Annotated in this window: 14 protein-coding genes and 1 pseudogene; 10 read left to right on the plus strand and 5 right to left on the minus strand. The window is 63.4% G+C overall.

Translation table 11 applies throughout. From position 1 onward, the window contains the following. The first annotated feature begins 12 nt into the window (after positions 1-12). Positions 13-942, plus strand: coding sequence for an AzlC family ABC transporter permease (locus EJ072_RS30600; RefSeq protein ID WP_348526242.1), 930 nt, complete (start codon positions 13-15; stop codon positions 940-942). After that, positions 939-1289: an AzlD domain-containing protein gene (locus EJ072_RS30605; protein WP_126082641.1), complete on the plus strand. Its 351-nt coding sequence runs from the start codon at positions 939-941 to the stop codon at positions 1287-1289. Before EJ072_RS30600 ends, EJ072_RS30605 begins: the two co-directional genes overlap by 4 nt. 12 nt (positions 1290-1301) lie before the next feature. On the opposite strand, the gene EJ072_RS30610 is transcribed toward EJ072_RS30605, so the two are convergent. The 4 genes from EJ072_RS30610 to EJ072_RS30625 all read right to left on the minus strand — a co-directional run bounded on the left by EJ072_RS30610 (position 1302) and on the right by EJ072_RS30625 (position 4308). Continuing rightward, positions 1302-1730, minus strand: coding sequence for an HIT family protein (locus tag EJ072_RS30610; RefSeq protein ID WP_126082642.1), 429 nt, complete (start codon positions 1728-1730; stop codon positions 1302-1304). A gap of 106 nt (positions 1731-1836) precedes the next feature. Then, positions 1837-3051, minus strand: a complete 1215-nt coding sequence (locus EJ072_RS30615) for a GNAT family N-acetyltransferase (protein WP_126082643.1) — start codon at positions 3049-3051, stop codon at positions 1837-1839. A gap of 55 nt (positions 3052-3106) precedes the next feature. Beyond that, on the minus strand, positions 3107-3835 hold the full coding sequence (locus EJ072_RS30620; RefSeq protein ID WP_126083804.1) for a glycerophosphodiester phosphodiesterase: 729 nt from the start codon (positions 3833-3835) through the stop codon (positions 3107-3109). A gap of 8 nt (positions 3836-3843) precedes the next feature. Further along, complete coding sequence (locus EJ072_RS30625; protein ID WP_126082644.1) at positions 3844-4308, minus strand: RidA family protein; 465 nt, start codon at positions 4306-4308, stop codon at positions 3844-3846. A 139-nt stretch (positions 4309-4447) separates the two neighbouring features. On the opposite strand from EJ072_RS30625, the gene EJ072_RS30630 reads away from it, so the two are divergent. The 5 genes from EJ072_RS30630 (at position 4448) to tsf (ending at position 8246) form a co-directional block, all read left to right on the plus strand. Next, on the plus strand, positions 4448-5278 hold the full coding sequence (locus EJ072_RS30630; protein WP_126082645.1) for a cell envelope integrity EipB family protein: 831 nt from the start codon (positions 4448-4450) through the stop codon (positions 5276-5278). Between the two features lie 83 nt (positions 5279-5361). After that, the gene (locus tag EJ072_RS30635) at positions 5362-5640 is read left to right on the plus strand and encodes a DUF4031 domain-containing protein (RefSeq protein ID WP_126060741.1); all 279 of its coding nucleotides are present in this window, start codon (positions 5362-5364) and stop codon (positions 5638-5640) included. Further along, positions 5637-6248, plus strand: coding sequence for a LysE family translocator (locus EJ072_RS30640; protein WP_126082646.1), 612 nt, complete (start codon positions 5637-5639; stop codon positions 6246-6248). Before EJ072_RS30635 ends, EJ072_RS30640 begins: the two co-directional genes overlap by 4 nt. Before the next feature lie 176 nt (positions 6249-6424). After that, positions 6425-7204: a 30S ribosomal protein S2 gene (gene rpsB / locus EJ072_RS30645; RefSeq protein WP_126082647.1), complete on the plus strand. Its 780-nt coding sequence runs from the start codon at positions 6425-6427 to the stop codon at positions 7202-7204. A 121-nt stretch (positions 7205-7325) separates the two neighbouring features. Next, positions 7326-8246 (plus strand): translation elongation factor Ts, encoded by a 921-nt coding sequence (gene tsf / locus EJ072_RS30650; protein WP_040987261.1) that lies wholly within the window; start codon positions 7326-7328, stop codon positions 8244-8246. 54 nt (positions 8247-8300) lie between these two features. Here the strand turns inward: tsf and EJ072_RS30655 are convergent, their stop codons facing one another. Next, positions 8301-9227 (minus strand): LysR family transcriptional regulator, encoded by a 927-nt coding sequence (locus EJ072_RS30655; RefSeq protein WP_126082648.1) that lies wholly within the window; start codon positions 9225-9227, stop codon positions 8301-8303. A 114-nt stretch (positions 9228-9341) separates the two neighbouring features. Between EJ072_RS30655 and EJ072_RS30660 the strand changes: the two genes are divergently transcribed. From EJ072_RS30660 to pyrH, 3 genes and pseudogenes are all read left to right on the plus strand, one after another. After that, positions 9342-9869: a nuclear transport factor 2 family protein gene (locus EJ072_RS30660; protein WP_126082649.1), complete on the plus strand. Its 528-nt coding sequence runs from the start codon at positions 9342-9344 to the stop codon at positions 9867-9869. A 35-nt stretch (positions 9870-9904) separates the two neighbouring features. Further along, positions 9905-11015: pseudogene (locus tag EJ072_RS30665) on the plus strand (aldo/keto reductase). 185 nt (positions 11016-11200) lie between these two features. Further along, the gene (gene pyrH / locus EJ072_RS30670) at positions 11201-11923 is read left to right on the plus strand and encodes a UMP kinase (protein WP_126082650.1); all 723 of its coding nucleotides are present in this window, start codon (positions 11201-11203) and stop codon (positions 11921-11923) included. Positions 11924-11959: the final 36 nt, after the last annotated feature.

The following is an 11959-nucleotide window of genomic DNA, read 5'->3' on the forward strand; positions in this document are numbered from 1 at the left end:
CCTTATTCCGAATTGCAGAAAGGCCCCGGCGACGGGGCTTTTTTGTTGCAAGGAAACGTGGAAATCGGCCGGATTGTCCTTAATTTAACGGTGCGCGTGGCCGATGTCCTCCAACCGCCAACGGATTTTCCTGGATCAATGGAAAGACGATGCGCCCGTGTCGGTGCGGTCGCATCCTGTGGCCGCGCATGCTATGGCCGGCACATGTCGACTTGGACCTCGAACGTCACAGCGCCTCGTTCCACTTGGTTCCTGCGTGGTGCCCGCGCGGCCTTTTCCCTGCCTGGCCTGATCCTCGTCAGCTCGTTCATTGGCTTTGCCGCCCTGGCGAAAGACGCCGGGGTCACGGTGGCACAGGCCGCTTTCATGACCGGAACGGTGTGGGCGCTGCCATCCATGGTCGTGCTGGTGAGTGCGATCGCATCGGGAGCGGCGCTGCCGGCGGCGATGTTCGCCGTCACGTTGTCCGCCATACGTCTGATGCCGATGGTGATGGCGCTGGCACCCGAGATGCGCACCGGGAAAACCCGGCAATGCGTGCTCTACCTCCTGGCGCATTTCGTGGCCGTGACCTCCTGGGTGCTGGCCATGGAGCGCCTCAAGCGCGTCCCGCCTCAAATGCGTACGACTTACTATGCCGGCCTCGGCGGCACGCTGGTGACGACGAATGTCATCGTCGTGACCGTCGTTTATGCAGTGGCGGATGCGCTGCCGTCCGCCGTTTCGGCGGCGTTGCTGATGTTGACGCCGATGTATTTCCTGACCTCGTTGTGGGGGTCCGCACGCGAGCGGGCAGGGCATGTCGCAATGGTCCTGGGCCTCGTCCTCGGACCGGTCTTCCACATAGTGTTGCCGCAGATCGATTTGCTGGTTGCCGGACTGATCGGCGGCACGGTCGCCTGTGGCTTGCAATTGTGGCGGCGCAAGGTGCGCGCAGCGTGAGTTACTTTTCCAGCGGCGCCTGGTGGTGGCCATACATGTTCATTCTCGTCGCCGGTTTCGCCGCGACGGATATCTGGCGCTTCCTCGGCGTCTATCTTGGCGGCAAGCTTTCCGAAGATTCAGACCTGTTGGTGCTGGTTCGCACCATGGCGACGGCGCTTGTTGCCGCCGTCATCGGCAACCTGATTGTCTTTCCAGGCGGCGCGCTGGCGCACACTTCGCTTGGCTTGAGGATAGCGGCGGCGGCCCTGGGTTTCGTCGCCTATCTGGCGTCGGGAAAGCGCATGGTCGTCGGCATCGCCACAGCCGAGTTTTTGCTTCTGGCGGGACTTTATCTGAACTTTTGATTTCGCCCCATCTCAGCCCGCCAGAGCCGCCCGGATCTTGCCGGCATTCTCGGCCAGCACCTCCGGCTTTTCCATCTGTCCGGGATGCGGCTTCAACGGCACGCCCTCGAAGCGCGGAACGACGTGGACATGAAGGTGATAGACGGTCTGCCCGGAAGCCGGCTCGTTGAACTGCATGATGGTGACGCCGTCGGCGTTGAAGGCCTTTTTCACCGCCACCGCCACCTTCTGCACGACCGCGAACAGCGCGGCGAACGTTGCCGGATCGGCGTCGAGGATGTTGCGCGACGGCGCCTTCGGCACGACCAGCGTGTGGCCCGTGCCTTGCGGCATCACATCCATGAAGGCGACCACCGCGTCGTCCTCATAGACGCCGTGCGAGGGGATCTCGCCGCGCAGGATTTTCGCGAAGATGTTGCCGGGATCATAGGCTTCGGCCATGGGGTGACACTCCCAATTGCGTTCGCCGTCCGGTGTAGCGAAGCCGCCGGTGGGCGGCAAGGCGCTCAGGCGAGATCGACCGCCAAGCTGCCTTCGCTGCCCAGGATTATTCGCCGAGATCCTTGCGGAAGGGCGTGTGCTCTTCGAGATACTCGCCCATGCGTTCGACCTCGCGCCGCTCGCGCCTGAGATAATCGGCGACGGCGTTGCGTAAGCCGGGATGCGAAATGTAGTGCGCCGAATGCATGGTCACCGGACGGTAGCCGCGCGCCAGCTTGTGCTCGCCCTGCGCGCCTGCCTCCACCACCTTGAGCTTGTGCTCGATGGCGAAGTCGATGGCCTGGTGGTAGCAGACCTCGAAATGCAGGAAAGGGTGGTCCTCGATGCAGCCCCAGTTGCGGCCATAGAGCGCATCGGAACCGATGAAGTTGATGGCGCCGGCAATGTAGCGGCCATTGCGCTTGGCCATCACCAGAAGAATGTCCTCGGCCATGCGCTCGCCGATCAGCGAGAAGAACTGCCGGTTGAGATAAGGCCTGCCCCATTTGCGGCCGCCGGTATCCATGTAGAAGGCGAAGAAGTCATCCCAGGTGCTTTCGGTGATATCCTTGCCGGTCAGCCAGTCGATCGAGATGCCCTCGGCAAGCGCCTCGCGGCGCTCCTTCTTCATCGCCTTGCGCTTGCGCGAGGCAAGGGTGGCGAGGAAGTCGTCATAGGTCGAAAAGCCTTCATTGAAGAAATGGAACTGCTGGTCGGTGCGATGCAGGAACCCCGCCGCCTCCAGCGTCGCCACGTCGGGCTCGTTTGCGAAGGTGACATGCGCGGAAGAGACGCCGAGCTTGTCGGTCACGAGTTTCAACCCCTCCGCCAGGCCTGCCTTCACGGCGCCTGCGTCCTCGCCCCTGCTGACGAGCAGGCGAGGGCCGGTCACCGGCGTGAACGGCACCGAGCATTGCAGCTTGGGATAGTAGCGGCCGCCGGCGCGCTCGAAGGCGTCGGACCAGCCATGGTCGAAGACATATTCCCCCTGGCTGTGCGATTTGAGATAACAAGGGACAGCGCCGAGAAGCCCGCCTTGCGCGGTTTCAAGTCTAAGGTGATGACCTTGCCAGCCGGTGCGCCGAACAGCGCAGCCGGAATCTTCCAAGGCGCTCAGAAAAGCGAATGAAACCAGCGGGTTGTAGCCGTTTTCTTTATCGCCGCGCGTGGTCCCGGCAAAGCCGTCCCATTCCTCGCATGTGAACGCGCCGATGCCTGCCGCGACGCGGATCGCATAATCCGCGTTCGCTGCCCGTCCATCATCGTCGTCGCCTTGATCCATGGGGCTTATTTAAGCTTCGCCGGGGCAGCTACAAGTCACGTTTGAGGCACCCGGCTCAAGCGACTCTTACCAGGCCGGGTTCGAAACCCTCGAAGGTCATCTGGTCGGCATATTTGAAGGTGAGGTCGACCGCCGGCTGGTCATGCACGGTCCAGGTGATGACGGGCATCTTCAGCTTTTCACGCACGAAGCTGACGAAAGGGTTCGGCAGGTCGCCGGCGGCGTAGGAGGTGAAGGCGAGGTCATGCGCGAGCATGGCGAAATGCGCCTCGATCAGCTGGTTGTCCTTGCCATAGGCGGTCAGCCCACCGGGGATGCCCGGCGCGTCCCTGGCGAAGTCGCGGATCAGCCAGTGATCGAACGACATGATGGCCACCTTGCCCTTGTAGCGCTTGAGCAGCCGGCCGACGGCTGCCACCAGGCCCGCGTCATGGCCGGGAACGCCTTTCAGCTCGACCACCAGCGGCACGCGGCCGTCGATCAGGTCGAGCGCTTCCTGCAGCGTCGGCACATGGTCCTTGGTGCCGCCGATCCTGAGCGTCGCCAGTTCGGCTGCGGTGCGTTGCCAGATGAAGCCGTCCTCGCCAGTCAGGCGCTTCAGGTCGCCGTCATGGATGATCACCGGGACGCCATCCGACGAGAGATGCACGTCGCATTCGATGGCATAGCCGCGTTCGGCCGCCGCGGCGAAGGCCGACAGCGTGTTCTCCCAGCGGGTCTTGTTCATGTCGTGAAAGCCGCGATGCGCGACGGGGCGGGCAATCAGCCAGGAGAGATCGGTCATGTTGGGCATCACTCGACTTCGAAGATCGCTTCGATTTCGACCGCGGCGTTGAGCGGCAGCGAGGCGGTGCCGACGGCGGATCGGGCGTGCTTGCCACGCTCGCCGAGTGCCGCGACCAGGAAGTCGGAGGCGCCGTTGGCAACAAGATGCTGCTCGACGAAATCAGGAGCGGAGGCGACGAAGACAGTGATCTTGACCACGCGCCGGATCCTCTCGAGATCACCGAGCGCCGCCTTGGCCTGCGCCAGGATGTTGATGGCGCAGAATTTCGCGCCTTCCTTGCCGGCGGCGGTGTCGATGTCGCGGCCGAGCAGCCCGCTTGCCTGCAGCTTGCCGTCCTTCAGCGGCAGCTGGCCGGCGGTGAAGAGCATGTTGCCGGTCCGGCAATAGGGCACATAGTTGGCGGCGGGCGCGGCGGCGGCCGGAATGGCCACGCCAAGATCGCTTAGCCGCTTTTCGATTGTTTCGCTCATTGGTTTTCCCTATTGCTGGAAGGCGCCGCGTTGGCCGGGCCGAAATTGCTATTTTTGCCTCGCTTCCGCCACGACTTTTTTTAAGCTGGACCATCTTTCCCTGCGGCCTGTCTCGCGGCCGCGACGATCGGAGCAACGTATGCGCGCAACGCGCCTTTTTCTCGCCGCCGCCTGTCTTTCGGCAGCGTTCCCAATGGCGCCGGCCCTTGCGGTGCCCGCGCTGCAGGCGCATCGCGCGGTCTACGATCTGACACTCAACAAGGCCTCCGATCGTTCGGGCATCACGGGCATCACCGGCCGCATGGTCTATGAGTTCAACGGCTCCGCCTGCGAGGGTTACACGGTCAAGTTCCGTTTCGTCACTCAGATCGTCACCAACGACAACACCAGGCTCACCGACCAGCAGACGACGACTTTCGAGGATGCCGAAGGCAAGACCTTTTCCTTCGTGACGAAATCCTTTGTCGACCAGAACCTCGACAAGGAGGTGAAGGGGGTGGCCACGCGGGAAGCGAAGGGCCTCAAGGTCGATATCGACAAGCCCGAGAAGAGCAGCCTCGAGCTTGCGGCCACACAGTTTCCGACCCAGCATCTGGTCGAGCTGATCGGCAAGGCTGAAAATGGCGAGAATTTCTACCAGACCAATCTGTTCGACGGCTCCGAGGACGCCAACAAGGTGATGAGCACCACCGTCATCGTCGGCAAGAAGACCGAATCCGACAAGGCGGATCCGGAAGCGCCGGCGCTGGCCAAGCTCGCCTCGGACAAATACTGGCCGGTCGACATCGCCTATTTCGACGATACCGACAAAAGCGGCGAAGAGGTGCCGGAGTACCGTATCAGCTTCAAGCTGCACGAGAACGGCATCACCCGCGACCTCGTCATGGACTATGGCGACTTCTCGATGACCGGCAAGCTGGTGAACCTGTCGCTGTTCGACCAGACCAAGCCCTGCCCGGCTTCGAAATAGCAGCGCCCCGACGATAGGCGATCGCGCTTGCACGTCTGGCTTCAACTCGCCATGTGTCGGGCTGAAGGAGTGCGGCGAGGCTGATGGCTGTCTATGTCGATGCGGCGATCTGGAAATGGGCCGGCCACCGCTGGTGCCATCTCCTTGCCGATGAGGTCGATGAACTGCATCGCTTCGCTGCCGAACTCGGCATCAAACGCTCGTCCTACCAGGGGCCGCCCAAGACGTCGGCGCCGCACTACGATATAACCGGCTTAGAGCGCGACCGCGCGGTGCGGCTCGGGGCCGTCGAATGCAGCCGCGAGGAGATCGTGGCGGTCTTCCGCCGTGTGCGAGTGCCGAATGGGAAGGTGAGACGATGACGGTGACGGCGTTCCTGGCATATTGCGTCGCAATCACATTGGCAGCCGCCACGCCTGGGCCGGCGATGTTCGCGGTCATTACTAACGGTTTGTCGCGCGGCTTCGGCCGGGCGTTCATCACCGGCGTGGGCGTCGCCGCGGGCGACGCCGTGCTGGTCACCCTGGCGCTGCTCGGACTGGTGGCCATTGCCCAGACCTTCGAATGGATTTTTCTTTTGCTGAAATACGCGGGCGCCGCTTACCTCGTCTTTCTCGGGATCAGGATGTGGCGAGCCGCCGCCAAACAACGGGACGAATCTCCTCAGTCGCAGGCGCGGCTGTCGCGGTCCTTCGTTCTCGGCGCTTCCATTGCGCTCGGCAATCCGAAGGCGATCCTGTTCCACGCCTCCATCATGCCACTGATCCTGAACCTCGATACCATGACCTTCGCCGATGGCCTGCTGGTGGTGCTCGTCGTGATCAGCGTCAATGTCATCACCATGGGCATCTACGCCGCGATGGCCGGCCGGGCAGCCGGTTGGTTCGACACCCCGAGGCGCATGCGCCTGATGAACAGGTTCGCCGGCGGCGCGATGATCGGCACCGGTGCGCTGATTGCCGCACGTTGAGCCGCGCGGCGATGCACGGCTTGCGTTCAAGGGACTTCCCCTCTATATCCGCGCTCATTCCACACACGGACTTTGGTGTCTGCCCGGGAGAAATCCGGCTGAAACCTCCGGTGGCATCAGGACATTCCGTCCGAAATGCCTGTGTCCGTGGAGGCCAACCGGAAAGGAACTAAAGAATGGCTCTGCCAGATTTCAGCATGCGCCAGCTTTTGGAAGCTGGTGTTCACTTCGGCCACCAGACCCATCGCTGGAACCCGAAGATGGCGCCCTACATCTATGGCGCCCGCAACAATATCCACATCATCGACCTGTCGCAGACGGTGCCGCTGTTGAACCAGGCCTTGAAGCAGGTGTCCGACACCGTCGCCAAGGGCGGCCGCGTGCTGTTCGTCGGCACCAAGCGCCAGGCCTCCGACATTGTCGCCGACGCCGCGCAGCGTTCGGCCCAGTACTATGTCAACTCCCGCTGGCTGGGCGGCATGCTCACCAACTGGAAGACGATCTCGAATTCGATCCAGCGCCTGCGCAAGCTCGACGAGACGCTGGCCGGCGAGGCCCAGGGCCTCACCAAGAAGGAGCGACTGAACCTCGACCGCGAACGCGAGAAGCTCAACAAGGCTCTCGGCGGCATCAAGGACATGGGCTCGACGCCGGACCTGATGTTCGTCATCGACACCAACAAGGAAGCGATCGCCATCCTCGAGGCCAAGCGCCTGGGCATTCCGGTCGTGGCCATCATCGATTCGAACTGCGATCCGGACAAGATCGACTTCCCGATCCCCGGCAATGACGACGCGGCCCGCGCCATCCAGCTCTATTGCGACCTGATCGCCAAGGCTGCCATCGACGGCATCGCCCGCCAGCAGGGCGCGCTCGGCGTCGACATCGGCGCTTCGGCCGAGGCTCCGGTCGAGCCGGCGCTTGACGCTCCGGCCAGCGAAGCTCCGGAAGCTTGATATCGAAGGCCGGAACCCGGCCTTCATCTTTCCAATAAGTTGGCGCGCTAAAGCGCTTTTGCCGAGCGCATCACCCGAGTCCCGGTTGGTGCGTCGGCGCATTTGAAACAAAGAGGCGACAATGACGATTTCGGCTGCACAGGTCAAAGAACTCCGCGACTTGACCGGCGCGGGCATGATGGACTGCAAGGCGGCGTTGAACGAGACCAACGGCGATATGGAAGCGGCCGTCGACTGGCTGCGCAAGAAGGGTATCTCGAAGGCCGACAAGAAGGCCGGGCGCACCGCCGCCGAGGGCCTGATCGGTGTCGATGCCGGCGTGCGTGAAGCTGCGGTCGTCGAGGTCAATTCCGAGACCGACTTCGTTGCCCGCAATGCTGCCTTCCAGGAGATCGTCGCCAACGTCGCCAAGGTCGCGCTCGCCTATGGCACGACGGAGGCGGTCGCCGCCGCGAAGTATCCGGGCTCCGACAAGTCGGTCACCGACACCATCAAGGACGCTGTCGGCACCATCGGCGAGAACATGGGTTTCCGCCGTTCGGCCAAGCTCACCGTACCGCATGGCGTGGTGGCGACCTATGTCCATAACGCGGTTGCCGACGGTCTCGGCAAGCTCGGCGTGCTGGTGGCCATCGAGACCACCGGCAACGAGCATGCCGCCAACGCCTTTGCCCGCCAGGTCGCGATGCATGTCGCCGCCAGCAACCCGGTCGCGCTGACCGCCGAGGAAGTCGACCCGGCGCTCGTCGAGCGCGAGAAGGCGATCTTCTCCGATCAGGCGCGCCAGTCGGGCAAGCCGGAAGCCATCATCGAGAAGATGGTCGAGGGTCGCCTGCGCAAGTTCTATGAAGAGGTCGTGCTTTTGAAGCAGGCCTTCGTGCTCAATCCCGACATCACCGTCGAGAAGGCGCTGAAGGATGCCGAGAAGGAGATCGGCGCTCCGGCGAAGATCACCGCCTATCTGCGTTACGCGCTGGGCGAGGGCATCGAGAAGGAAACGACCGATTTCGCGGCGGAAGTCGCGGCAGCGGTCAAGAAATAGCTCCGATCCAAGGGGAGCGCATCGCGTTTCCCTTAAGGTGAAGAGCTCACGAGCTCAGGCAACTCGGCCGGGTGTCCGCATGGATGCTCGGCCGATTTCTTGTGCGATGTCGATAAAGGCCCTGAGCTTCGGCGCCATCGACGCGCGGCGCGGAAAATAGAGGAAGAGGCCCGGCTCCTCGATCGCCGTATCCGGCAGGATCTGGACGAGGCGGCCGGCTGCAAGGTCGGCGCGCACCAGCGGCTCGAAAACGTAGGCGAGCCCGACGCCGGCCAGCGCCAGATCGATGGCGCCAAGCGAATCCGTGACGATGGCCGTGCCGCGTGTCTCGACAACGACATCCTTGTCGTTGTCATTCAGGTCCCAGCGGTACAGCGCGCCGGACCGAACCAGCCGGTAGCCGATGCAGTTGTGATCGGCGAGATCGGCCACGGCGCGCGGGCGGCCATGCTTTCCGACATAGGTGGGCGAGGCGACGATGACGGCTTTGAACGGCGGCGTCATCCTGACGGTGACCATGTCCTGCGCGATCATCTCGCCCAGCCGGACGCCGGCATCAAAACCTTCGCCGACGATATCGATAAGTCCTTGGTCGGCAACGATCTCGACCGTCACATCGGGGTAGCGTTCGGCCATCGCCGCGACCACCGGCGTCACCGCCAGGGGGATCGCTATGTTGGAGGCATTGATCCTGAGCAGGCCGGCCGGCCTTCCCTTCACGCCGCGGATCCGGTCCATCCGTTCGGCGATGTCCTGCAGGGCAGGGCCCGCCGTCTCCACCAGCGCCTTGCCGGCCTCGGTCAGCGAGACGCTGCGCGTTGTGCGGGCGAAGAGCGGCTGGCCGACGCGCTCTTCCACGAGCCGCACCGCATGGCTCACGGCGGATGGACTCATCCCGAGTTCGGCCGCGGCAAGCGCAAAGCCGCCGCGCCGCGCCACGGCGACGATGACCGGCAGATGCGTGAGCAGATCGCGATCCATTCATGAATGATATCGCATAGTCTTTGCGAACAATGCAATCTTATCGTGCTCTCAAGCCAGCCCATATTGGCATCAACACATCGGCGGCGGGCTGATGCCTCAAGGAGAGACGAAATGAATGCGTTGAGACATGTAACCTTTGCGGCTGGCATGGCATTGGCGCCGGTCGATGCCGGTGGAGCCGAGGCGACCGGTTGGCAGGCGCTTGCCGACGAGCGCGCGGTGATCCGCATCGCCGACGCCATCGACCGCGCGGTGGATGCGCAGGACTGGGAGCTGGCGCGCAGCTATTTTGCCGACCGCGTCACCGCCGATTTCAGCAGCCTCTCCGGCCAGCCCGCGGCCAACATCGCCTCCGACGACCTGATCGGCGCCTGGGCGGGCAATCTCAAGGGCAGCAAGACCAGCCTGCATCTGCGCACCAACCATCAGGTCGTGCTCGAGGCCGATGCCGCGACCGTCCATTCCAACGGCTATGCCTGGAACCGGATGGAAGGCAATGGCGACCCGCTCTGGGAGGTCTGGGGCACCTATGAGCATCATTTGACCCGCTCGGCTGCCGGCTGGAAGGTCGACGGCTTTACCTTCCGCATGACGCATGAGCGCGGCAATCCCTGGGTCAAGGCGACCCCCGGCCAGTGACCGGCAGCAAGTCAGTTCAGAATCGGAAGACCACCATGAGCATGACCTATTACACGCTTGGCAACAGCGGGCTGCGCGTCAGCCGGCTGGCGCTCGGCACCATGACCTTCGGCACCGAATGGGGCTGGGGCGCGGACAGGGACGCCGCCCGCGCGATGTTCGACGCCTATGTCGAAGCGGGGGGCAACTTCTTCGATACGGCCGATCTCTATACCGGCGGCACACCCGAGACCTGGCTCGGCGAATTCGTCGCCGAGCGCGGCCTGCGTGACAAGGCTGTGATCGCCACAAAATTCACCATGAATTCCGAAGCCGGCAATCCGAATGCCGGCGGCAATGGCCGCAAGAACATCATGCGCGCTGTGGACGCCTCGCTGAAGCGGCTCGGTACCGACTATATCGACCTTTACCTTCTGCATGTCTGGGATCGCATCACTCCGGCCGAGGAGGTGCTGCGCACGCTTGACGATCTTGTACGCGCCGGCAAGGTGCGCCATATCGGCCTCTCCGACGTGCCGGCCTGGTATGCCGGCCGCGCCCAGGCGATCGCCGAATTGCGCGGCTACGAGCCGGTCTCGGCGCTGCAGCTCGAATACTCGCTGGCCGAGCGCGCCATCGAACATGAATATGTGCCTTTCGCCACCCGTCATGGCGCGGGCATCATGGTGTGGAGCCCTTTGGCCAGCGGGCTGCTCAGCGGCAAATACAGGCCGACGCAAGCCGGGAATGCAGGCCGGCTCGACGGCTTCCGCAACACCACACATCCCGGCTTCCAGAAGTTCAGCGACCGCAACTGGGCGATCGTGGCGGAGCTCGAGAAGGTGGCGGCCGAGCTTAGCCGCAGCATGGCGCAGGTCGCGCTCAACTGGGTGGCGACCCAGCCAGGCATCGGCCTCCGTAATCCTTGGAGCGACGAGGCTCGAGCAGCTCGAGGACAATCTTGGCGCGCTCGATTTTTCGATTCCCGCCGAGCTTCGCAAGCGGCTGGAAGAGGTCAGTGCCATGCCGACGCCGTTCCCGCATTCCTATTTCGGCTCCGAGATCCAGGTGCGGGTGACCGGTGGCGCGGTGACTGGCGACAAGCCGGCAGGCTATTGCCCTCCCGTCATCATCGAAGGCGAAGCGGTCAGCATCTCAAGCGACTGATCGAAAAAGGGCAACTGTTCGAAAGGCGGCAACTGACCGAAAAAGCCTGGAATTTTGCACGAGGGCGCGGCGTGACATCGCCGCGCCCTTCGTGTATCGGGTCAACCCGTCATGACAGCATCGCCGGATGAAGCGGGGGCGGTTTTGCCTCCAAAATTGCCGCGCCGAGATTTGCGAGGATCAAGATGACGGATAAGCCCCTCTATCGACGTGTCGTGCTAAAGGCTTCCGGCGAAGCGTTGATGGGCGAGCAGCATTTCGGCATCGACGTCTCGGTGGTCGACCGCATCGCCGCCGACATTGCCGAGGCGCGCGCGCTGGGCGTCGAAGTGGGCGTCGTCATCGGCGGCGGCAACATCTTCCGCGGCGTCGCCGTCGCCTCGAAGGGCGGCGACCGCGTCACCGGCGACCACATGGGCATGCTCGCCACCGTCATCAACTCGCTGGCGCTGCGCACCTCGCTGAACAAGATCGGCGTCGACGCCGTCGTGCTGTCGGCGATCGCCATGCCCGAACTCTGCGAGAGCTTTTCCCAGCGCCAGGCGACCGCCTATATGAACCAGGGCAAGGTGGTGATCTTCGCCGGCGGCACCGGCAATCCGTTCTTCACCACCGATTCGGCCGCGGCCCTTCGCGCCGCCGAGATCGGCGCCGATGCGCTGTTCAAGGGCACGCAGGTCGACGGGGTCTATTCGGCCGATCCCAAGAAGGACTCCAACGCTGTCCGCTTCGACCGCATCAGCCACGCCGAAGTCATCAAACGCGGGCTTGCGATCATGGATACCGCCGCGATTGCACTTGCGCGCGAAAACAACATTCCGATAATCGTCTATTCAATCCACGAAAAAGGTGGTTTCGGCGATATTCTGAGGGGCGGCGGCCATTGCACGGTCGTCACGGACAAGTAACAGGCCTCGGAATCCGTTAGGCGACTGCGGAACCGC

The organism is Mesorhizobium sp. M2A.F.Ca.ET.046.03.2.1, from assembly GCF_003952425.1.
Lineage (GTDB): Bacteria > Pseudomonadota > Alphaproteobacteria > Rhizobiales > Rhizobiaceae > Mesorhizobium.